Below are 23,090 nucleotides of genomic sequence, written 5' to 3' on the forward strand. Positions count from 1 at the left end.
CCAGGGCCACTGAAGGAGGTATGTGCGGCCCGTCTTTCGAACCGTAAGCGCGCACCGGTCAACGGCACATGGGTAACCTTGCCGATGACGGGTATCAGTGGTGGGTAAGAAGTGACGAACGCTCAACGCATGGCGCGATTGCGGTTGTATCGAACCGTAATCGGGGCGCTCTGTCAGCCTATTTGGTGCATCTTCATGACATTTCGTGCATCTTCATGACCTGCAGGGCGAGTGAGACGTTCAATCGAAGGACGGGGTCGTCGGTGAACGATCCGACGACGCTCTCCAGCTTTCCGATTCTGTATCGCAAAGTGTTGTAGTGCATATGCAGTGCCCGGGACGCCTCGGCGACATTGCAATTGCAGTCGAGCAACGTCTGGAGAGTCAGACGCAAATCTGCGGCTTCGGCGTTGTCCGCCGACAGTGACTTCAGAACGTCATCGGTGAACGAACGCAGTTCGCTCTTGTCCGTCTGGAGCGAGAGGAGTCGGTGTACGCCGAGTTCGTCGAAGTGCGCGATCTGGCCCGGCCCGTTGATACGTCGGCCGACGACCACGGCCGTACAGGCTTGGTCGTAGGCAGCAGGTAGATCGGCCAGGGAGTAGATCACCCGGCTCACTCCCGTGCTGAAGGAGCGGCGGCCGCTGGTGCGATCTCCGGCAACCTTGCGCACCAACCCTTCGATGTCCCGAACTGCACGGTCGGTGCTGGTCGGGAAAAGCGTGACCACCTCGTGTCGAAACCCGACGGAGGGTGCCGTCCGCTCGTGGGTGCGTACCACTTGTTGCCAGCCGTCGCTGAGTCGATCTTGGTCCGTGCGCGTGGAATTCGCGTGCTGGGATTCCGGGTGATCGACGTCGAGTTCTGCAACCACTACGGCAAGTGGACGAGTGACATCCCACCCCAACTGGGTGAAGTGCGCGCTCACTTCCGCCGGCGAGCCGGCTTCACCTATCAGTGCGTCGCGGAGGAAGTCGCCGCGGAATTTGGATTCTACTGCCGCAACTGCCAGCTGCTTGGTGACGGCCAGCGCAGCAACGGTGGCCGCTCGCTCCAGCGCTTGGACGACAACTGCGCCGAGTTCGTGGGTGCCGGCGTACGCGACCATTCGGCCGTGGTCGGTGCCGCCGGCCACCACCCGGGTGAGCGCCAACTGACCAGGAAATCCTTTGGGCGCGTTCTGTAAACCGACAGCGACCCGTTCGGTCAGGAACCGACCGGTGCTTTCGAACAACGGAAGCGCGTTCAGCGCGGCTGAATCTCCGGCCTCCGTCAACACTCTTCCGTCCGGCGAGCAGATGAGAACGCTGACGTCGAAAAGCGCGGCGAATTCCGCGGCAATCTGGGGTAGATCGCCACCTTCCAAGACGATCGACGTCAACGAGCGGTGAAGACGATCGGCAATGTCGAGTGCCGCAGACTGCTTCGCCACCAACTTGGTGAAGACCTCCGAGATCACCTCGTCGAATCCCGCGGTGACGGGAAGAACCAACAACGGCAGCCCTCGCTGCTCTGCCATGTGCAGCATGGCTTCCGGCAGTTCGTCGAGATAGCGGCCCGTTTTAACGGCAAGTGCCGCGACTCCTCGGCGTGCGAGACCGTCGACGAGGTCGCTGAGATCTGTATCGTCGAGAAGCTCTCCGGTTCGCCCGTAACGCAGCGGGAACCCGGTTGTCACCAACAGTTCGTTCGGCTTCACCCAAGCGAGGATGTCCGGTACTTCCATCACGTTCACCGATTGAACGAGGTGGCGCAAGCCCCCGTGCCCGGCAAGGACTTCGGCTCCACGCAGACTGGGTAGCTCGAGGACATCCCGAACCGTCAGTCTGTAGTCGCCACCTTCTGGCAAATGTTGAAGCTCTTCGCTCGAATATTTGGCAGATCTATCCATGTCGCGAGACTACGCTCGATCACGCGACGAACATTGTCAACAGTTGACGAAAATAGCCTCTCGAAATGAGTGGTTCTCCGTATGTCTGCCAACTACCGTGGTCCGAATTGGCGATCGCCCGCGTCTCCGAGTCCAGGTATCAGGAAAGCATTTTCGTTCAGGCCGTCGTCGATGCTCGCAGTGAGGAGCCTGACTGGATGTCCGGAGTTCCTCAGTGCTTCGATCCCCTCCGGAGCCACGACGACACATATTGCAGTCACATCGGTGGCTCCGCGTGCAATGAGCAGATCGATTGTGCGGATGATGGATCCACCGGTCGCCAACATCGGATCGAGGACGTAGACGGGGGTGCCCGACAGATCAGCGGGCAGGGACTCCAGATAGGGAACCGGTTGGTGTGTCTTCTCGTCTCGTGCCATTCCCACGAAACCGACACCTGCCTGCGGAATGAGGGCGCTCGCCTGTTCGACCATGCCGAGGCCCGCTCGCAAGACCGGTACCAGGAGCGGCGGATTTGCCAGTCGCACTCCCAGCGTCGGAGCAACTGGCGTCTCGATGTCGAACTGTTCAACTTCTGCGCCGCGCATGGCCTCGTAGACCAACATATGGGTCAGTCTGCGCAAGGCGGACCGGAAAGTTGCGTTGTCGCTGCGAGCGTCGCGCATGGTCGTGAGCAGCGATGCCGCCAGCGGATGGTCGACAACAGTGGTGTCCATGGTCGAATCGTAAGTGAGAACCGATGGGGCGGCGCACAACCGGTGAATTGGAGTCGAAATAACCAATCGCGGTTTTCGTTTGGGCAACTATTGACGATGCCGAAGGGTTCGAGTCGTCATAGCGTGGTCGGCATGGCAGTTCCGAACCGCTCGGCTGGGCTGGGCGCCAGGAGCTGTCAAGGCCCAATTTTGCCTCCACGATTCCCTATACAAGGAGATGCCAATGCCCGAAGCAATCGAGGTCCGTAAGGTTCCGCTACACAGCGTCTCCGACGCCAGTGAGCTCGCCAAGCTGATCGACGACGGTGTCCTCGAGGCCGACCGCGTCATTGCAGTCATCGGCAAAACCGAGGGTAACGGCGGCGTCAACGACTACACGCGAATCATCGCGGACCGAGCGTTTCGAGAGGTTCTCTCCGCCAAGGGTAATCGCAGCCCCGAAGAGGTGGCGGAGGTGCCGATCGTCTGGTCAGGCGGCACGGACGGTGTGATCAGCCCGCACGCGACGATCTTCGCGACGGTACCGGCAGACAAGGTCACCAAGACCGACGAGCCGCGACTGACCGTGGGTGTCGCCATGAGTGAGCAGCTGCTGCCCGAGGACATCGGTCGTACCGCAATGATCACCAAAGTAGCTGCGGCAGTGAAAGATGCGATGGCCGATGCCGGAATCACCGATCCCGCCGACGTGCACTACGTACAGACCAAGACTCCGTTGCTGACAATCCACACCATCCGTGACGCCAAGAGTCGCGGCAAGACCGTGTGGACCGAACAGACTCATGAGTCGATGGACCTGTCCAACGGCGGTACGGCGCTCGGAATCGCGGTTGCACTCGGCGAAATCGACATGCCGACCGACGAGGATGTCATGCACAGCCGCGAGCTCTTCTCCTCTGTTGCATCCTGCTCGTCCGGCGTCGAGTTGGACCGTGCTCAGATCGTTGTCGTCGGTAACGCACGTGGCGTCGGCGGACGCTACCGGATCGGCCACAGCGTGATGAAGGATCCGCTCGACCAGGACGGCATCTGGGCGGCGATCCGTGACGCCGGACTCGAACTTCCGGAGCGGCCGCACTCGAGCGACCTGGACGGTCAACTCGTCAACGTGTTCTTGAAGTGCGAGGCCAGCCAGGACGGAACGGTCCGCGGCCGTCGTAATGCGATGCTCGACGACTCCGATGTGCACTGGCACCGCCAGATCAAGTCGTGCGTAGGTGGAGTCACGGCAGCTGTCACCGGTGATCCGGCAGTGTTCGTCTCGGTCTCGGCAGCGCATCAGGGCCCCGAGGGTGGCGGCCCTGTCGCCGCCATCGTCGATCTCGGTCAGTAGCCGGTAAGAACCTCGCTGGAAACTTCGACAGTCGCGCGCCGCCACCGGTAATTCGTCCTCGAATCAGTTGCCGGTGGCGGCGAATCCGACCGAGATTCTGCCGGCGCAACCCACTTCACTGCTTGAAAGGATTCACGATGGTTCATGCTGCTGACCCTGTCGACGAGAGCGTTTCCGGTGCGCCCGAGAATCGCGAGCTCGTCATGGCCGATGCGGTCACGCTCAGTGGTCTGATACGCAGGCGTGAAGTGTCGTGTGTCGAGGTGATGGACAGCTACCTCGACCAGATCGAAGTTCATAACCCGGCGGTGAACGCGATCGTCGCATTGCGGGATCGGGAAGCATTGACGGCGGAGGCGCGCGAGCGTGATTCGCAGTTGGCGAGTGGGCAATATCTCGGTTGGATGCACGGGTTTCCGCATGCGGTGAAGGATCTTTCGGCAGCCAAGGGTCTGCCGTTCACGTCCGGGTCGCCGATGTTCGCGGATCGAATCGCCGAAGAGGACGACCTGTTCGTCAAGCGGATCAAGTCTGCCGGTGCCATCGTGATCGGCAAGACGAACACACCGGAGTTCGGGCTCGGATCCCAGACGTACAACCCGGTGTGGGGTACGACGGTGTCGCCGTACGACAATTCGCGCACTGCCGGCGGTAGCAGCGGAGGCGCCGCAGCCTCGTTGGCGCTTCGCATGCTGCCGGTGGCTGATGGAAGTGATTACATGGGTTCGCTCCGAAACCCGTCGGCGTTCAACAACGTTGTGGGGTTTCGACCTTCCTGGGGTCGGATACCGGAGACGGGATTCATCGCTCAGGGCGCTGTTGTGGGTCCGATGGGCCGAACCGTCACCGACGTGGCTCACCTTCTCTCTACGATGGCGGGGCCGGATGCCTATGCACCGTTGGGGATTCGTGAGAATCCCGCTGTGTTCACCGAAAGCCTCGCACGGGATCTGAAGGGCTCTCGGATCGCATGGGTCGGTGACTGGAACGGGTACCTGGCAACCGAACCTGGAGTTCTCGAGTTGTGCGAATCCTCGTTCGAGGTCTTCGAACAGTTGGGGTGCCGCGTCGAGGCTGCGCTTCCTGACTTCAAACCCGAGGACATCTGGCAACTGTTCCTGCGATGGCGTTGGTGGGCGCAGCTCGGTTTGATCGATCAGTACAACGATCCGAGTTTGCGTGAGTTGATGAAGCCCGAACTGTTGTGGGAACTCGGGCATGCGGTCACCCTCTCGGCACTCGACGTGACCAAGGCTGCGGAGGCCCGCAACGGCTGGCTGTCGGCCATTACCAAGATGTTCGAAACCTACGACTACATTCTCGCGCCGAGTGCTCAGGTGTTTCCTTTCGACAAGAACACTCACTGGCCCGAGACCGTCGACGGGCGGTCGATGGACACGTATCACCGGTGGATGGAGACGGTTGTTCCCTGGACGATGGCCGGGGTTCCGGTTGCGGGGATGCCGGTCGGCTTCGACGATCGTTCGCTTCCCATGGGTATCCAGATCATCGGTCGGCACGGAGCCGACTTGGACGTACTCCAACTCGCCTACGCATTCGAGCAGGCAACCCAGTGGGTCGAGCGGGTTCTTCCTCCCGCACTCCGCGTGAACTGACCTAATCTATTTCGAACGTATCCAGTTGGGAGAGAACGACGATGGCTTCGGCATTGTGGCACGGGTTCGCGGACATGGGCGCTGTGGAGAAGAACGGCGCGTTTGTCGTCTCTCGCGGTGAGGGCGCGTACATCTGGGACCGCGAGGGCACTCGGTATCTGGATGCGACGGCGGGCCTGTGGTTCACCAATGTCGGGCACGGGCGCACGGAGATCGCGGATGCGGTGGCGGCTCAGTTGTCGAAGATCGCTCATTTCTCGAATTTCGGTGATTTTGTTCCCGAGACCACGCAGGTGTTGGCGGAGCGGTTGGCGAAGATCGCGCCGGTTGCCGGGAGCAAGATCTTTTTCACTTCGGGTGGTTCGGATTCGGTGGACACTGCGGCGAAGCTCGCTCGCCGGTACTGGCATGAGGTGGGGCAGCCGGAGAAGGCGATCATCGTCGGTCGTCAGAAGGCGTACCACGGAATGCATGTTGCGGGAACGGCTCTGGCGGGTATTGCGGTGAACCGTGAGGGTTACGGCGAGCTGATGGCGGATGCGGCCACGGTCGGCTGGGATGATGCGAAGAGTCTGCTCGAGTTGATCGAGAGGATCGGTGCGAACAAGATCGCCGCGTTCTTCGCGGAGCCGATCATCGGTGCGGGTGGGGTCTATCTTCCGCCGGAGGGGTATTTGGCGGAGGTGCGCGACATCTGCCGCGAGCACGACATTCTGTTTGTCGTCGACGAGGTGGTGACCGGTTTCGGTCGTATCGGCGGCGAGTGGTTCGCGTCTACTCGTTTCGATTTGCAGCCCGACATGATGACCACGGCAAAGGGTTTGACGTCCGGTTACGTTCCGATGGGTGCGGTGTTCATCGCGCCGCGGGTGGCGGAGCCGTTCTATGCGGGTTCGTGGTGGCGTCATGGTTACACGTACGGTGGGCATGCCGGTGCTGCTGCGGCGGCGATGGCGAACCTCGACATTCTCGAGCGTGAGAATTTGCTTGGGGAGTCGAAGCGTCTGGAGGCGTCGTTGCATACGCATCTGCAGCCGTTGGCCGAGCATCCGCGGGTGGCGGAGGTTCGTAGTGGACTGGGTGCGGTCGCTGCGGTGCAGTTGGCTGATCCGGCGGAGGCTTTGCCGTTCGTGAAGACGTTGCGTGAGCACGGTATTTCGGGTCGCGCGGCGGGTCAGGGTGCGATGCAGATTTCGCCGACGTTCGTCATGACCGACGATCAGGTCGCGGAGATGGCAGCAGGAATCCTCGCAGCCCTCGGCTAGGTACCTCGTTTCCGTTGACAGACATCGTGTTACGGAATCATTAAGCCGAAGAAAATGTTTGGGCCCTTCGCGGAGCGGTCCTCATTTGGGTCGAAACTGTCTCCAGCACTGACGATGACCCCTGCCCGCGTCATCTGCCACCATTGTTGCCAATCTCGGTGAGTGGGTTCTGGCAGATTGTCATCACGTCCAAATCTGATTGCTGCATTAGCGTTTCACTCCAGACACGGTGTTTGTGAGCTGGGGCACAAAGCATTTCGAACACCTTCCTCCTTCGCGAAAGGTCTCGTCATGCCGATCTGGACGTTGCACGGAGACGGAAAGAACATCGGACCCGGTGAAGTGGTCGCTCCCGGCGAGCGACTCAGTTGGGGAAGAACCATCGGGTTGGGTGGCCAGCATGTCGTGTCGATGTTCGGCGCGACGTTCGTCTTCCCGATCATCATGGGTCTCAATCCCCAACTTGCCGTGATGATGTCGGGCTTTTGTACGCTCTTTTTCCTCCTGGTGGTCAAAGGACGCGTCCCCAGTTACCTCGGTACGTCGGCGGCCTTTGTCGGCGGCGTTGCCGCTATTCGTGCTCAGGGTGGAACGACGGCGGAAGTGACCGGTGCGATTCTGGTGTCGGGGTTGGTTCTGGGATTCGTCGGCATCGCCATCCACTTTCTCGGCGGTGGCGTCATCAGTAAAGCGCTACCGCCGGTGGTCACCGGCGCTGTGGTGATGCTGATCGGTTTCAACCTGGCGCCCGTTGTCGCGGGGTTGTACTGGCCGCAGGACCAATGGGTGGCGCTGATCGTGATGGTTGCCCTGATCGTGATGAGCGTTGCGCTACGCGGCTTCCTGGGACGTATCGCCATTCTCGTCGCGCTGGTTTTCGGCTACATCTTCTCGTGGGTCCTCGACCGGGTCTCCGGTCCGATCACGTCCGCCGGCGGTAGTGGAGCACCCACCGAGCACTTTCGTGTCAACTGGGATTCGGTGCACTCGGCGTCGTGGTTCGGGTTGCCGCCGTTCTCGGACGAAGCCAACGGAATCGTCGGTATCCACGCTCCCTCGTTCAGCCTCACGTTCATCGTTCTGGTCCTTCCCGGTGTCATCGCACTGGTCGCGGAAAATGCCGGTCACGTCAAGGCCGTCGCCGAGATCACGGGCGACGATCTCGACCCGTACATCGGACGCGCAATTGCCGGTGACGGTTTTGCCACCGCCATCGCCAGCGCAGTAGGCGGCTCTCCCACGACGACACACGCCGAGAACATCGGTGTCATGGCGGCCACTCGGGTGTACTCGACCGCCGCGTACGTGATCGCGGGTGTCATCGCGATCCTGCTCGGCTTCTCCCCCAAGTTCGGGGCGGTCATGGCGGCGACTCCCGGCGGCGTTCTCGGCGGAATTCTTGTGGTTCTGTTCGGCATGATCGGTCTGCTCGGCGCCAAGATCTGGAAAGAGAACGGTGTCGACTTCGGGAATCCGCTGAATCTGATGCCGATCGCCGCCGGTCTGATCATCGGTATCGGCGACACGGCTCTGAAGTTCAGTGACACGTTCTCACTCGGAGGCATCGCGCTCGGCACCATCGTCTTGATCGTGATGTACCACTTCTGCCAGTTCGTCGGGTCCAGGAACCCCGAACTGAACAGGCCGGAGCCCGGCAGGCGACCGGGCTCCACGACGGGTCCGGATACGTCAGATGACGAACGGGAAGAGCCCGTGGCGCAGCTCACGTGATGCCAAGTTGAATGTATGCCAGGTATGACCCGTGACCGTTGTCACATCTGCACAAAACGTGAAGTGACTCATAGAGGCAGGATTGAGTAATGAAACCGTCGCCGCTGACTTATCACCGACCGTCCTCGGTCGAGGACGCGTGCCGAATCCTCTCCGAGGTCTCTCACGAGGGGAAGGTGCTCGCCGGTGGGCAATCGCTTGTGCCGCTGCTGTCCATGCGCCTCGCCGCGCCCGCCCACATCGTCGACATCGGATCGATCCCGAACCTCGCTTCGGTGACCTCGTCCGAAGACGAAGGAGTGCGGTTCCAGGCCCTGGCCACGCACTCGGTGCTGGCGGCCGACGAAGGTGCTCGTCGAGTTCAGCCTCTACTGAACCGTGCTCTGCAGTTGGTAGCGCACCCCACGATCCGTAACCGCGGGACGAGCGTCGGTTCCATCGTCCATGCCGACCCGTCGGCGGAGATGCCGGCAGTCCTGACACTGCTCGGCGGCAGCGTGACCGTCCAGTCGGTGCGTGGCACCCGCGAGATCGCGTCGACGGATCTCTTTGCCGGTCCTCTCGAATCGAGCCTGGAATCGGACGAGATCGCGGTGTCGGTGTCGGTGCCCGGCGCCGAACCCGGAGTGGGGACCGCCATCGACGAGATCGCGCGTCGTCACGGTGACTACGCACTGGTCGGCGTCGTCGCCCGGATTCGCGTGGTCGACGGTCTGGTGGCCGAAGCGCACATGACGTACGTGTCCGCCGGAGAGCTGGGGCAGGTCGTGGACTACACGGACGTGCTGGCGGGGGCGTCCGCGACGGATCAGCGAGACCCGCGATGGCGCACTCTCGGAGAATGCGCCCGCGCGCAGATAGATACCGAGGCAGACATTCACGGGACGGCGGCGTACCGCTCGCAGTTGGTGTCCGCGCTCACGGCGCGGGTCGGCTTCGCGGCGGCAACGGATGCTCTCAGTGAGAACGCAGTACTGGCAGGAAAGTGGTGACAATGTCCAAAAACGATCGCTCCATCGATGATCAACTTGCCGAGTTGGCAGCAGACACCGGTGAGCACCATGTGGCCGTGACGTTCACGCTCAACGAGGTGACGAGCACCGTCGTTCTTCCCTCCCGCACTTTGGCTTCGGATGCCATTCGTCACCACCTCCGTAAGACGGGCACGCACGTCGGTTGTGAACACGGCGTGTGTGGTGCGTGCACCGTGCTGCTCGACGGAAAGCCGGTTCGGTCCTGCCTCGTCCTCGCTGCCAGCCTCGAAGGTCGATCGATCACGACCGTCGAAGGCCTCGTCGAGCCGGACGGTACTTTGCATCCGGTTCAGCAGGCGTTCAAGGATTGTCACGGTTTGCAGTGCGGATTCTGCACTCCGGGATTCGTGACGACCATCGCGGCGTTTCTCGAGGAGAACCCCAATCCCACACGTGAGGAAGCAACCGACGCGATCGCGGGAAACCTCTGCCGTTGTACGGGATACCAGAACATCAGGGCGTCGGTTCTGCGCGCAGCCGAGATCAAGCGTGAACGGGCCGGGCAGTTCCCGCTCGGAATCGACGACGCGTCCACTCGGGAGGCGTTGGATCGCAAGGTGCGGGGAACGACGAATCCCGTCGGAGGACGGGCGGGTAAGGCATGAGTACTCCGGTCAAACCAGCAAAGCGCAACGGGGCGAAGCACCCCGCTTCCGATCATTCGACGGCCGATCATTCGGTTGCCGACGACGGCAAGTTCTTCGGTAAACCGATTCCGCGCGAGGAAGATACGCGTCTGCTCAGCGGTCAGGGGCGATACCTCGACGATCTGGGCCACAACGCGCTGATCGCGGCATTCGTCAGGTCGCCGCACGCTCATGCGCGAATCATCGACATCGACATCGACCAGGCGCTGGAAGTGCCTGGTGTGCATGCCATCTACACCTACGAAGATCTCCTGGCCGACACGCCGGAAATGGCGGAGAACCTGCCACTGCTCATTCCGCATCCGGGAATCATCGCTCCGCGCAACGGGTATCCCCTCGCGAAGGACGAGGTGAAGCATGTCGGCGAAGCCATCGCCATGGTGGTCGCCGACAACCGGTACATCGCCGAGGACGCTTGCGCGAAGATCGACGTCACCTACGAGGCGCTGAAGCCTGTAGTGGGGATCGACGTCGCTCGCACTGCCGCCAACGCCGTCCACGCCGACGTTCCGGACAACGTCGCCGCTCACCTGCAGCACGGGTTCGGAGATCTGGATGCCGAACTGGCCGCCGCGCCGCACCGACTGACGCTGGATCTCGAAATCGAGCGTTCGGCTTCCATGCCGATGGAGGGCAAGGGTGTCTACGCGCGCTGGGACGGCGACGAGAACACCCTCACGTTCTGGACCTCCACCCAGACCTCCACGTCCGCCCGCGCCGCAATCGCCGCGCGATTGGGGATGGCGCTGAACAAGGTTCACTGCATCGCTCCTGACGTCGGCGGTGGATTCGGCGTCAAGATCGTTCACCCGTGGCCCGAAGAAGTGATGATCACGTGGGCCGCTCGACGCCTCGGCCAGGCCGGCATCTCCTGTGAGGTGAAGTGGGTCGAGGATCGCCGTGAGCACTTCATCTCGAGCGCGCACGAGCGTGGGCAGATCCAGAAGGTCGACATCGGATTCGACGACGAGGGTCGCCTGTTGGCGTTCGACTTCACGTTCTGGCACGACAACGGTGCCTACCTGCCGTACGGGATCATCGTCATGATCAACACCGCGACGCAGGTTCTCGGGCCGTACAAGCCGAAGTCGTTCCGGGTCAACGCCTATTCGCTGTACACCAACACGGTCATCGTGACCCCGTACCGCGGCGCCGGACGTCCGCAGGCAGTGTTCGCTATGGAGCGATCCATGGACGCCATCGCCAAGTACCTGAACAAGGACAAGATCGCGGTGCGGGAGGCGAACTTCATTCGCCCTGAGGACATGCCGTACGACTTCGGCCTGATGTTCCAGGACGGACGCCCGTTGATCTACGACACGGGCGACTACCAGGCAGGCATCGACAAGCTCAAGAAGCTCATCGACTGGGACGGATTTCCCGAGTACCAGAGGAAGGCTCGCGCCGAAGGGCGGTCGGTCGGCATCGGTATCGGTGCGTACGTCGAGGGAACCGGCCCGGGACCTTACGAGGGTGCACACGTCGTGGTCGAGACGTCCGGAAAGGTCAAGGCGGCAACAGGCTTGACGACGCAAGGCCAAGGACATCAGACCGCCTTCGCCCAGATCGTCGCGGACGATCTCGGAGTCAAGGTCTCCGACGTCGAGATCGTCACGGGTGATACCCGCCGGTTCGGTTATGCCGTCGGCACTTTCGCCTCGCGTGGTGCGGTCATGTCGGGTTCGGCCTTCCATGTCGCGGCGCAGATGGTCGCGGAGAAGGCGAAGAAGATCGCCTCCGGAATCTTGGATCTGCCGGAAACCGAACTGGAACTCCGGGAAGGCCACGTGTGCAAGATCGGCACCGAAGCCGGTGTGGAAGGTACGTCCGTACCGCTGAGTGTTGTTGCCGTGCTGTCGAACCCGCTACGATATGCGTTCGACCGTGAGTCGAAGCTGGCCACCGGTTTCGCCAAGACCGACACGGACATGTCGAAGCCGCCGATTCCCGAGGGTGAGCAGCCCGGTCTGGAAGCAACAGGCTACTACTCGCCGCCCAGTTCCACCTTCGCTTCGGGAGTGCACGCGGCGATCGTCGAAACTGATCCCGTGACAGCCGAGATCACGGTCCGTCGTTACGTTGTCATCCACGACTGCGGGAACGTGATCAACCCCCGCATCGTAGAAGGTCAGGTCATGGGCGCAGTTGCGCAAGGTATCGGCGGCGCACTCTACGAGCGGATCGTCTACGACGAGCACGGGCAGATGCTCAACGCGTCGTACATGGACTTCTTGATGCCGTTCGTCACCGAGATGCCGGATTCGCTCGAGATGGATCACACCGTCACGCCGTCAGGGCTCAACCCACTCGGAATGAAGGGTGCCGGTGAGGCCGGTGTGATCCCCACCAGTGCCGTCATCGCGGCCGCCATCGAGGACGCCGAAGGAATCTCGATCACGTCCATGCCCATTTCACCGTCCGAACTGTTCGAACTTCGACTCGCACATGCGGGTTCGTCATCAGAGGAGAATTCATGAGAATCGCCGGCACCGCGCAGTTGACGGCACCTCGCGAAGAGGTCTACGACAAGCTCCAGGACGGTCGTGTACTGGCCGCGACCATTCCCGGTGTGCAGTCGCTCGAGCAGCTCACGGACAATCACTACAAGCTCTCCATCATGGCCGGAGTTGCGTCGATCAAGGGCGTCTACGACGGCGAGGTTGTTCTGTCGCAACAGAATCGGCCCAATTCGTTTGTCATGACGGCTTCGGGGGCTGGTGCTCCCGGCACGGTGAAGGCGGACGTCACGGTCACCTTGACGGAGAACGAGGGTGGCACGCTGCTTTCGTATGACGCCGATGCCGTGGTCGGCGGGATGGTCGGCGGCGTCGGGCAGCGCATGATCACCGGTGTAGCCAAAAAGATGGCCGGGGTGTTCTTCAAGAGCATCGACGGCGTCATTGCCAACGGCATCCCCGAGAAGGTCACTGCCGCCGTGGCGGCGGCAATACCGGCAGTGGCGGTCGAAGGCGCGCCGGTGATTTCCGGAGCTGTTGCGGCACCGGCGGTTCTTCCGGTCGCTGCACCGACAGCGGGTGGCACAGATGCTCGCACGGTGATGGTCAGCGCCGTCGTCGGCGCAGCCATTGCTTTGTCAGGTGTTGCTATAGGCGGATTCCTGGCGCGTTCTGGTTGTCGCGAGTAGTTCACTCAGGCGTCAACAGCTGATTCACGATGAGGGAAACGCCCCGAACCGACCAGGTTCGGGGCGTTTTTCACGTCCGCGTAACCCACGGGGGCGCCGCCGAAGATCCGCTCGTGATCGTGCGCCGAACCTTGGTCCCCCGATTCGGCGAATTGTGACAAAGAATCCGCCCTTCCGAACCTGTGGAATAGCACTACACGTCAGGTACGAGCCACTCACCGGCTAGGCCACAACCGTCGATCGGTACCAGACGAGACGAGCCAAAGATCTCAGGAGGAAGCGTGGAACCCAGGAAGATTCGGGTCGGTATCGATACCGGCGGAACGTTCACCGACATCGTGGCAGTGGACGACGAAACCGGCGCCATCGTCACCACCAAGACCCCGTCCACCCCGGCGGATCCCGCCGAGGGCTTTCTCGCCGGTATCGAGAAAGTGCTCGCCAAGCTCGGCGAGAGCGGCGACTCGATCGGTGCGGTCAGCCACGGCACGACCGTTGCGACCAACAAGCTGCTCGAAGGCAAGGTCGAGAACCTCGGCTTCATCACCACCGAAGGCTACGAGCACGTTCTCGAAATCGCTCGTCAGTCGGTGCCGGACGGCTACGGCAACTCGTACTTCTGGGTCAAGCCTGAACGCATCGTTCCCGCCGATCGTGTACGCACCGTCGGTGGACGGCTTTCCTTCGACGGCAGCGAGATTCGTCCGCTCGACGAAGAGAGCGTTCGCAGCGCAGCGCAGTTCTTCAAGGACCGCGGCATCCGGACCATCGGCGTCTGCCTCATGCACTCGTACGCCGATCCGACGCACGAGGAGCGCGTTCGCGACATCCTCTTCGAGGTCTTCCCCGATGCGACGGTGAGCATCTCGAGCCAGGTGCTTCGTGAGTACCGCGAATACGAGCGGTCCATCACCACTCTCGTGGACGCCGCGGTCAAGCCGAACATCCGAAACTACGTGAACAACATCGCGAATCGTCTGCGTGAGTTCTCGACCACCGACGGCGAACCCCGCGACATACCGTTCTACGTCATGAAGTCCAACGGCGGTGTCCTGTCAGCCAAAGAGGTTGTTCACCAGCCTATTACGACAGTCCTGTCGGGACCGGCTGCCGGAGCTCTCGGTGCTGCGCTGATCGCCGATGCGGCCGGCGTCGAGCAGGTGTTGACCTGTGACGGCGGCGGAACATCGACGGACGTCACCGTCGTGGTTCGCGGCGAACCCGCGCTGACCACCGAAGGGCGAGTAGGCAACTACCCCTCGAAGATCCCGATGATCGACGTCGTGACCGTCGGCGCCGGCGGTGGCTCGATCGCGTGGATGACGCCGGAACGCACCCTCCGAGTCGGCCCTCAGTCGGCGGGCGCCGATCCCGGACCGTTGTGCTACGGCAAGGGCGGCAGCGAACCGACCATCACCGACGCGCACGTCCTGCTCGGGCGCATCCCACCCCATCTGCTCGGCGGCGAAATTCCCCTCGACACAGAACTGGCACGCAAGGGCCTCGAAGAGCTTGCAACACAGCTCAGTCTGGGCTTCGAGGAGTGTGCGGTCGGCGTCCTCGAGGTTTCGGCGTGGAACCAGGCCAACGCCCTGCGTCAGATCACGGTCAAGCGTGGCCTCGACGTTCGCGACTTCACCCTCGTGACGTTCGGCGGCTCCGGCTCCCTGCTCGCCTGCCGTCTCGTCGACATCCTGGGTCTGAAAGACGTTCTTGTCCCGCTCAATCCGGGTAACGTCTCCGCGTTCGGTCTGCTGACGGTCGATGTCCGCAACGACTACGTCCAGACGCATGTCAGTCGTCACGACCGGTTGAAGGCTGAAGACCTGCAGAGCCAGTTCGACGCGTTGGCCGGCGAGGCCGAGATCGCGCTTGCCGAAGAAGGATTCGACGAGACGCAGCGCAAGTACTCCCGTACTGCGGATCTGCGTTACCTCGGTCAGGCCTTCGAGGTACGCGTCCCGGTGGCGGAAGGTACCGTCACGGCGCAGATCATGGACGACGCGGCCGAGGCGTTCCACCAGGCGCACCGCGAACTGTACGGCTACGACTTCCGGGGAGACCCGTCGCAGCACGTGGAATGGGTCAACCTGCGCGTGAGCGGCATCGGCCCGATCAAGCGGCCGACGCTCAAGGAGATCCCCGCCGGCACTGGCGCCGACACCGCCCGAACCGGTTCGCGGCAATCGTATTTCGACAGCTGGGTCGAAACTGCTACCTACGACCGCACGCTGCTCGGTGCGGGTGACGTCATCGAAGGACCGGCCGTGATCGAGGAGTTCAGCTCGACTGTCCCGATCCACCCCGGATTCTCGGCACGTATCGACACCTTCGGGAACATTCGTATCTCGAAGTCTTCCGACTCGAACGGAGTGAAGTGATGACCGCCATTCTCGATGCTGCTGCTGCCACCGCGGCCAAGCCGTACCGACTCACCGCTACCGACGGCGCGTCACCTGATCCGATTCTGGTCGAGATCGTCGCCGGTTACCTCGCCAGCGTGGAAATGGAGGTCGAGACCTCCATTTCGCGCACCTCGCGTTCGCCGATGATCCGTGACGCTCACGATTTTCGCGCCGGTATTCACGACCGGAACCTCCGCAAGCTCACGGGCCGTTCGTATTCCGCGCTGGTGCATCCGATCGCCCGGGACTTCCCACTCGAGACGATGAAGCCGGGAGACGTGTACTTCCACAACGACGTCTACCTGTCCGAAGGTGGCATCGGCCATCTCCCCGACCTCTGCGTCACGGTGCCTGTCTTCGCCCGCGTCACTCCCGATGCCGAGCCGAAGGTTGTTGCGTTCGTTCAGGCGTTCGGTCACCACGACGACATCGGCGGTTGCTGCCCCGGCTCCATGCCGTCCGGCGCCACCACGGTGTACGAAGAGGGTTTGATGGTTCCGCCGATCAAACTGTGGGACCAGGGAGTTCCCAACGAGGCGGCGCTGCGCATCATGACGCGTAACTCCCGCATGCCGGACGCTCTCGCAGCTGACCTCGACGCCGAGTGCTCGGCGTGCCTGATGGGTGCGCGTCGACTCACCGAATTGTTCGAGCGCTACGGCGTCGACACCGTCGAGTCGTGCTTCGACGCGATGATGGACGCGACCACCGAGACGTACCGCCGCGAGATCCTGAGCAAGATCCCGGTCGGTGAGTACACGTGGGAGGACTACGCCGAGCACGACGGCGTCGACGAGCCGATGCTCCACATCCAGCGCATCACGCTCACGAAGACGCGACCGGAGGACGAGGGCGGCGAGCGACTCATCTTGGACTTCAACGGAACCGGACCGCAGGCAAAGGGCCCGATCAACCACTGCGGTGACTACGCGGACGGAAACTTCCTCATCAAGTGGTTGGCCCCGATTCTGCGTAACCTCGCGGACACCCCGGAGCGCATGGCCGAACTGGATGTCAACGAGGGCGTCGTACCGCTGATCGAGATGAAGTTCCCCGAAAAGGGAACATTGATCACCCCGATCTTCCCTGCCCCCACCAACGCTCGCACGTTTGTCATCCTCCGTCTGCTCGGAGTGCTGGCCGGCGTTGTCGCCAAGGCTGTGGACGGCAACATGCCCGCCGATCAGGAGACCATCAGGTACACCGGCGTTTACGGTGAGGACTTCGAGGGTCACTCGTACCTCATGCGTGAGGTGCTCGGCGGCGGTTCGGGCGGACGCTATTACGCCGACGGTGAGGACACGATTCACGTCGTTCCCGATTCACGGAACCTGCCGACCGAATTCACCGAGAGCCGTTTCCCCTTCATCGTCGAGAAGCTCGGTCTGGCCATGGATTCCGGCGGAGCCGGACGCTACCGCGGCGGCCTGGGATACGAGAAGCACATCCGGATGCTCAAGGATGCACACTTCATGTCCATTGCGGATCGTTCGATCCTCGCCTGCTGGGGCGTCAAGGGCGGCAAGGCCGGTCGGCCGTTCTCGGTGGTGCTGGATCCGGGTGGACCGAACGAGCGTGAGTTCGACGCTCTGACCGATGCCGAGCCGATCAAGGCCGGCGAGGTCGTACGGATTCGCACCACCGGTGGTGGCGGTTGGGGAGATCCACTGGAGCGCCCGATCGAAGAGGTCTTGCGAGACATTCAGTGGCGCAAGGTTTCCGTCGAGGGTGCACGCGACGACTACGGTGTTGTCGTGATCGAGGGTGACGAGCCGTCCGTCGACGAGGGTGCTACCACGGAGCTACGGGATCAGTTGCGCTCGGAGCGCGGTGAGAACGAACCCTTCTTCGATCGGGGTCCGGGCTACGCGCAGCTTTCCGGTGGCGCCACCTCAGCGGTCTACGACTACGTCTAGGACGGAAAACTCTCATGGAGAACGGAATTGCTCGCGGCGCCGACATCGCGGTGATCGGCGGCGCGGGTAAGACCGGTGAAGCAGTCGTCGCTGCACTGCCGCCGAGCGTGACAGTTCGGCGACTGGTGCGAAAGGCGCGTGTCGACGGGGACTTCGAGGTAGAACTCGAAACGGGAAGAGGGCTGCGCAAGGCGCTCGCCGGGTGCCGAGGGGTGTACTTCATTGCTCCGAACGTCCATCCCGACGAGCCGGCACTGCTTCGCAATGCGCTGACGGCAGCGGCTTCGGCGGGGGTGGAACACTTTGTCTATCACTCCGTGGCGTGGCCGTTCAGCCCGTCAATGCCGCATCACCTGGACAAAGCCAGGTGTGAGGACGAACTGCATCGTTCTCCCTTGAAATGGACTGTGCTGCAACCATGTGCGTACGCGCAGAATTTCGAAGCGGTACTCACGGGTCGGTCAGAGACCATCGTCGTGCCGTACAGCGCGGACACGAGGTTTTCGTTCGTGAGTCTGGCGGACGTGGCAGCTGTTGCCGCGGTCGTCCTGAGCGAGGGCCCGGGCGAGCATCACGGAGCGACGTACGAGGTGGGGGGCCCTGAAGCTCTGAGCGTCATGGAGGTGGCACAGATGGTGGAGAAGCAGACGTCACGTACCGTCGCGATAGCACAGATCAGCGTGGATCAATGGCGTGAACAGATCGGCAGCGGCCTGGACGTCAACGCCAGCTCACGATTGGCGGCGATGTTCGAGTTCTACAACCACCACGACTTCCTTGCGGGCAGTGCTGCCGTGGAACTGCTTCTGGGTCGCCGACCGATGGGCGTCGAGAGCCTGATTCGGTGAGGCTTGCTACGCAATGCCTCCTGCCGCCCAGACAACCAGTGGGGGCAGGGCGGCGAGGATCAGGCAGACCGTTCCGTTGAGCCACTTGTGTTCCACCGTGACGGCGGCGAACTCGCGCAGAATAGCGCTCGGCAGGTAGTACCGGGCGGTGTGGGAACCGATGACTTCTGCATCCAGATCGAGGCTTCGGGCAAACGTTGCGGTTCGGAGTATGTGGAAGTTGCTGGTGACCAGAACCATTCGAGGCTTCGTGGTGTCGGCGCGGAGAAGGTCCCTGGTGTACTCGAGATTCTCGAGCGTGGTGGTCGAACGGTCCTCTAGCATCACGTTCTCGCGCGGGATCCCGTGATCGACGAGGTAGACGCACATTGCCTCAGCCTCGCTGACCACCTCGTCCGATCCCTTCCCGCCGCTGACGACCAACAGCGGGGAACGTCCTTCGCGGACCTCGGCGCGGAAGACGTCCGCGGCCTTGTCCAGACGGCTGGCCAGCAGGGGCGTCACGTCGGCACCCGAAAGCCCGGCGCCGTGCACCACTATCGCGTCCATCCCGGGCTGGTACTTCTGGCGTCCGTACACGTAGGAGTAGAGCAGAAAGCTCGTGAACAGAAACCCCAGGTACGACGCGACCAGGCTGAACGATCCGAGAACGACTGCGAGCCAATATCTCTGCGTCAGCAACGCTGATGCGAGCAGAACGTAGGGAACGAGCAGTCCGAGTCCGGCGACGAGGGAGAGCAGGTTCGCCACGCTGAATCCCTCGCGCCGCAGCATCGTGACCCCGTTGACGATCAGGAATCCTGCAAGCAGGAGCACCAGCAACGGCGAGAGCAGAGCGATCGTCGCGATGACGAACGACGGGATCTCGGTCCCCGGTGCACCCGACTGCAGCATCCACAGACCGGTGAAGATCACTCCGAGAAGTAGATAGACGCCGTTGCTCAGCCTCCGCCGATCCTGCCTGAACCGGTAGCCGCAGAATCCGAGCAGCGCGAGGCCGATGAGGAGAAGGATCACGGAGCCAGACTAGGCGAGGTGCCCACTACACGGGCGCCACCGTTTTGGACTGCTGGATTGCGGACAGCACCCTGGTACGGCACTCGATGAACAGTGGGTCCGCCTTGGTGGTCAGCTGATCTCGAGCTCCGGTCAACGGGACGTCGACGATGTCCTGCATCAATGCCGGCGTTCCGCCGAGTACGACCACTCGATCGGACAGGTACACCGATTCGTCGACGTCGTGGGTGACCAGGAGGACGGTGATACCAAGATCACGTTGAAGCGTCAGCAGCAGGTCTTCGAGTTCCGCGCGGGTCTGCGCATCGACCGACGCGAAGGGTTCGTCCATGAGGAGTACCTGCGGCCGATAGGCGAGAGCGCGAGCTATCGCTACTCTCTGCTGCATTCCGCCGGACAACTGCCAGGGGTAGGAACGCGCAGCACCGCCTAGACCGACAACGGCGAGTGCATCGGTAACCCTCTCGTTCTGAACCTTCCGCGCCAGACCGTTGCCCCGCAGCGGCAGGCGAACGTTCTCGCCCACTCGAAGCCACGGCATCAGTGTGCGTCCGTAGTCCTGTGACACGAGAGCCAGAGTGGCGGGCGGTGCATCGATCGCGATCCCGGCGATGCGGACCTCACCGGTGGTCGGCTTCTGCAGACCGGCGATGCAACGAATCAGCGTGCTTTTGCCGATGCCGGAATGGCCGACGATGCAGACGATTTCTCCCGGTGCGACCGTAAGGTCGATCCCGCGGAGCACTTCGCGGCCGGTGGGGCCGCCGTAGGTCACCCCGAGGCCGTTCAGTTCGACTGCGGGTATCGATGCCGCAGATTCTGTGGATGACATCAGTTTCCTTTCACTGCGAGAGCGTCGTGGGTCCGCGGCTGCCATCTGAGCAACCATCGTTCGATCACGCCGTATCCGAGGTTGAGCACGTATCCGATGATTCCCAGCAGGAGAATTCCGGACCACATGTCCGCGATGGCGAATGTCTGTTGCGCGACGATCACGAAGTGACCGATTCCTGCAGTGGAGACATACATTTCGCTGCCGACCATGATGACGACACCGATCGCGAGACTGGTACGGATACCGACTGTTATCTGCGGCATCGCTCCGGGGAGGAGTACCTGCGTCACCAGGAGGGGTGTACGGATCCGGTAGCTGCGCGCCACCAATCGGATACTCGGGTCGATGGAGCGAATGCCGTCGAGGGTGTTGAGGAGTATCGGCCAGACCGCGCCGAAGGCGATGGCGGCAACGTTACCCGTCGAACCGGTTCCGAAAACGATGAAGAGGGCGGGCAATACGGCCAGCGCCGGAATGGCGCGGAAGAACTGGAGAAACGGATCGGCAATATCGGCAGCCAGCGGGAACAGGGCCAGCAGGAGACCGGCGCCGATGCCGACCACCAGTGCCACGGTGAGACCGAAGGCAAGGTTGGTCAAGCTCGGTACGACGTCGTGGGCGAATCCCGGACCGAACCAGTTGTCCACAAACGCTTTCCAGATACGCGACAGTGGCGGGAAGTAGGGTGACTTGCTCGACTCCGAACCGAAGTACCATACGACGACGATCAAGATCGGCAGCCACAACTCCCACGCGAGGAGTCGAAGTCCTGACATCATCTTCACGTCGTCATCCTCCTCGGGATGTAATGCCAAGCAAGTAAACGATTCTCGATCGCCATCACGGCGAAGGCGAGCAGCATTCCGAGTAGTCCGGCGACGATGATCAGTGCGAACATTCGATCGGGGACGGATTGGCTCAGCAGGATCTCCTTACCGAGTCCCGGCACGCCGGCGATCAATTCTGCACCGATGGTCAGCAGCAAGCTCAGTGTTGCCGAGATGCGAATTCCGGTGAAGATGTAGGGCATCGACGCCGGTGCGACGACGAGAGCGAGGCTGCGCCACAGCGGAAGTCGGAAGGAGCGTGCGGTCGCCAGCAGTTCCGGGTCGACGTTGCGCACACCGTGAATCGTCTGGAGCAGAATCGGCCACACACTTACTGCCACGATCAGCGCCACCGCCATCCGTTGGGTCGGGCCCATGATCAGCAGAAAGAGCGGAATGATTGCGAGCGGCGGAACGGTTCGGCAGAAGTCGATGACGAAACGGGAGGAGACCGTCAGGAACGGGTGCGCGGCGAGCAGCAGTCCTGCCGGGATCCCGATGACCAGGCACAGCGCCAATCCGATCGCTGTGGTGGTCACCGTTTGTCCCAGTGATGTCCACAACGAGGATGTGCCGAGTTCGTTCACAAGGGCCACTGCCACGTCGCTGAACTTCGGAATACCTTTGACGTCCTCGTCGCCGAGCATTCCGAAGATCTGCCAGGCGGCTGCCAACGCGAAGAGCGTCAGCAGCCGACCGAGCAGAACCTGCCTGCGGCGAGTCTGCAGGGTTGTCAAGGCGGACAACTCAGTTGGCCGGGGTCAGCAAGGAATCGGCCTCGACCGAATCCGTCAGTACCCCGTACTTGACCAGCAGTTCGATCTCCGTGCCGAGAGCACCCGGTTCCACTACTGCGACGAACTGAGGATTCTTGCTGTTGGCCAGCATTTCGAGCGGAATCTTGGCTTGTGTCGAGAGTGCAGCCTTGACGGCGCCCGGATTCTGATTGGCGTAGTCGACGGATTTGGCAAGCGCCGTGCGGAATTTGGCGAGTGAGTCCGGGTTCGCGTCGACAAACGATTCCGAAGCGACCAGCGAGGTCCCTGGCACACCGGGCGCGGCCAAGGGGAAGGGGTGGCCGAGGATCTTCAGCCCCGAGTCGGTTGCTTTGCTCAGGAACGGATCGATGAGGAATGCCGCATCGGCTCCGCCAGTGGAAACAAGGTCGCCGAGGTTGGGCATGGGCGCCTGAATGAACGAGATCTTGTCCGCTGCTCCACCGGACTTCTCCACCGCAGCAGAGATGACTGCCTCGCTGACGGACTTCAATCCGCTGATCGCAACGGTTTTGCCTTCGAGGTCACGGAAGCCGCTGATGGAACTGTCTTTGGCGACGACGAGGCCGGACTGGTCGACGCCGTCACTCGCGGCAAAATTCGTGAGTCCTCCGACGATGGTGACGGGCATGTTCTGGCTGCGTGCCTGAATTGCGGCGGCGGCGGTCGTGGCTGCCATATCTGCATTTCCGCTGAGCAGCAACGGAATTTGAGCCGAGGAACTGGCGCCGCCCTCGACGAGTTGGATGTCGAGTCCTTCGTCGGTGAAGTATCCCTGCTCCATTCCGAGCCAGATCGGTGCGAAGTCTGCGATCGGCTGAGGTGCGATTCGAATCGTGGTGGTCTGGGTGCCCCCGTCGTCGGAGGCCGTGGCGTCGCTCGAGCAGCCGGTCAGTGCCAATGCTGCGGTCGCGACCGCAGCTAGGGCAACAACTCTGAACCGTGGTGTCGACCGAAGGGTATGTCCAACCGTCATGTCCGAAAGCCTCTCGCTGGGAAAGATATGACTTCCTTGCCGGTAATCCGGTGGGAAGGTGAAGACGCTCAAAGAATTCCGTACGCCGGAACGATTGTTGTGACTATAGTAA

At 62.2% G+C, this 23,090-nt stretch carries 18 protein-coding genes; 11 read left to right on the forward strand and 7 right to left on the reverse strand.

Annotation, left to right across the window (positions count from 1 at the left end):
• Positions 1 to 193: 193 nt before the first annotated feature.
• Positions 194 to 1,891 carry a PucR family transcriptional regulator gene (locus AC2ETI_RS27575; RefSeq protein WP_003946020.1) on the reverse strand — a complete coding sequence of 566 codons (1,698 nt, stop codon included), beginning with the start codon at positions 1,889 to 1,891 and terminating at the stop codon, positions 194 to 196.
• 92 nt (positions 1,892 to 1,983) lie between these two features.
• Positions 1,984 to 2,607, reverse strand: a complete 624-nt coding sequence (gene upp / locus AC2ETI_RS27580; RefSeq protein WP_182261712.1) for a uracil phosphoribosyltransferase — start codon at positions 2,605 to 2,607, stop codon at positions 1,984 to 1,986.
• A gap of 223 nt (positions 2,608 to 2,830) precedes the next feature.
• On the opposite strand from upp, the gene bar reads away from it, so the two are divergent.
• The 11 genes from bar (at position 2,831) to AC2ETI_RS27635 (ending at position 18,547) form a co-directional block, all read left to right on the forward strand.
• Positions 2,831 to 3,940: a barbiturase gene (bar, locus tag AC2ETI_RS27585; RefSeq protein WP_003946033.1), complete on the forward strand. Its 1,110-nt coding sequence runs from the start codon at positions 2,831 to 2,833 to the stop codon at positions 3,938 to 3,940.
• Positions 3,941 to 4,077: 137 nt separating this feature from the next.
• Positions 4,078 to 5,556, forward strand: a complete 1,479-nt coding sequence (locus AC2ETI_RS27590) for an amidase (protein WP_019746094.1) — start codon at positions 4,078 to 4,080, stop codon at positions 5,554 to 5,556.
• A 41-nt stretch (positions 5,557 to 5,597) separates the two neighbouring features.
• A complete protein-coding gene (locus AC2ETI_RS27595; RefSeq protein WP_031333307.1) occupies positions 5,598 to 6,821 on the forward strand; it encodes an aminotransferase family protein in 1,224 nt (407 codons plus the stop codon).
• Positions 6,822 to 7,112: 291 nt separating this feature from the next.
• On the forward strand, positions 7,113 to 8,552 hold the full coding sequence (locus AC2ETI_RS27600) for a uracil-xanthine permease family protein (RefSeq protein WP_020909747.1): 1,440 nt from the start codon (positions 7,113 to 7,115) through the stop codon (positions 8,550 to 8,552).
• Positions 8,553 to 8,641: 89 nt separating this feature from the next.
• Positions 8,642 to 9,544: an FAD binding domain-containing protein gene (locus AC2ETI_RS27605; protein ID WP_019746091.1), complete on the forward strand. Its 903-nt coding sequence runs from the start codon at positions 8,642 to 8,644 to the stop codon at positions 9,542 to 9,544.
• A gap of 2 nt (positions 9,545 to 9,546) precedes the next feature.
• Positions 9,547 to 10,191, forward strand: a complete 645-nt coding sequence (locus AC2ETI_RS27610; RefSeq protein WP_029256750.1) for a (2Fe-2S)-binding protein — start codon at positions 9,547 to 9,549, stop codon at positions 10,189 to 10,191.
• A complete protein-coding gene (gene cutA / locus AC2ETI_RS27615; RefSeq protein ID WP_060939376.1) occupies positions 10,188 to 12,710 on the forward strand; it encodes an aerobic carbon-monoxide dehydrogenase large subunit in 2,523 nt (840 codons plus the stop codon). Before AC2ETI_RS27610 ends, cutA begins: the two co-directional genes overlap by 4 nt.
• The gene (locus AC2ETI_RS27620) at positions 12,707 to 13,378 is read left to right on the forward strand and encodes an SRPBCC family protein (RefSeq protein WP_020971403.1); all 672 of its coding nucleotides are present in this window, start codon (positions 12,707 to 12,709) and stop codon (positions 13,376 to 13,378) included. Before cutA ends, AC2ETI_RS27620 begins: the two co-directional genes overlap by 4 nt.
• Positions 13,379 to 13,659: 281 nt before the next feature.
• A complete protein-coding gene (locus AC2ETI_RS27625) occupies positions 13,660 to 15,759 on the forward strand; it encodes a hydantoinase/oxoprolinase family protein (RefSeq protein WP_019746087.1) in 2,100 nt (699 codons plus the stop codon).
• Positions 15,759 to 17,699, forward strand: a complete 1,941-nt coding sequence (locus AC2ETI_RS27630; RefSeq protein ID WP_134999329.1) for a hydantoinase B/oxoprolinase family protein — start codon at positions 15,759 to 15,761, stop codon at positions 17,697 to 17,699. Before AC2ETI_RS27625 ends, AC2ETI_RS27630 begins: the two co-directional genes overlap by 1 nt.
• Before the next feature lie 14 nt (positions 17,700 to 17,713).
• Positions 17,714 to 18,547 (forward strand): NmrA family NAD(P)-binding protein, encoded by an 834-nt coding sequence (locus tag AC2ETI_RS27635; RefSeq protein ID WP_483634683.1) that lies wholly within the window; start codon positions 17,714 to 17,716, stop codon positions 18,545 to 18,547.
• Positions 18,548 to 18,553: 6 nt separating this feature from the next.
• Here the strand turns inward: AC2ETI_RS27635 and AC2ETI_RS27640 are convergent, their stop codons facing one another.
• Genes AC2ETI_RS27640 through AC2ETI_RS27660 form a run of 5 tightly spaced genes read right to left on the reverse strand, consistent with a single transcriptional unit; the run spans position 18,554 to position 22,978 of the window.
• On the reverse strand, positions 18,554 to 19,564 hold the full coding sequence (locus tag AC2ETI_RS27640; protein ID WP_019746084.1) for a YdcF family protein: 1,011 nt from the start codon (positions 19,562 to 19,564) through the stop codon (positions 18,554 to 18,556).
• 25 nt (positions 19,565 to 19,589) lie between these two features.
• The gene (locus AC2ETI_RS27645) at positions 19,590 to 20,396 is read right to left on the reverse strand and encodes an ABC transporter ATP-binding protein (RefSeq protein WP_021334430.1); all 807 of its coding nucleotides are present in this window, start codon (positions 20,394 to 20,396) and stop codon (positions 19,590 to 19,592) included.
• The gene (locus AC2ETI_RS27650) at positions 20,396 to 21,178 is read right to left on the reverse strand and encodes an ABC transporter permease (protein WP_259349381.1); all 783 of its coding nucleotides are present in this window, start codon (positions 21,176 to 21,178) and stop codon (positions 20,396 to 20,398) included. Before AC2ETI_RS27650 ends, AC2ETI_RS27645 begins: the two co-directional genes overlap by 1 nt.
• 2 nt (positions 21,179 to 21,180) lie before the next feature.
• A complete protein-coding gene (locus AC2ETI_RS27655; protein WP_483634684.1) occupies positions 21,181 to 21,963 on the reverse strand; it encodes an ABC transporter permease in 783 nt (260 codons plus the stop codon).
• Positions 21,964 to 21,973: 10 nt separating this feature from the next.
• Positions 21,974 to 22,978 carry an ABC transporter substrate-binding protein gene (locus AC2ETI_RS27660; protein ID WP_029256745.1) on the reverse strand — a complete coding sequence of 335 codons (1,005 nt, stop codon included), beginning with the start codon at positions 22,976 to 22,978 and terminating at the stop codon, positions 21,974 to 21,976.
• Between the last annotated feature and the right edge of the window lie 112 nt (positions 22,979 to 23,090).

The organism is Rhodococcus sp. MurmanLake-1 (genome assembly GCF_056945715.1).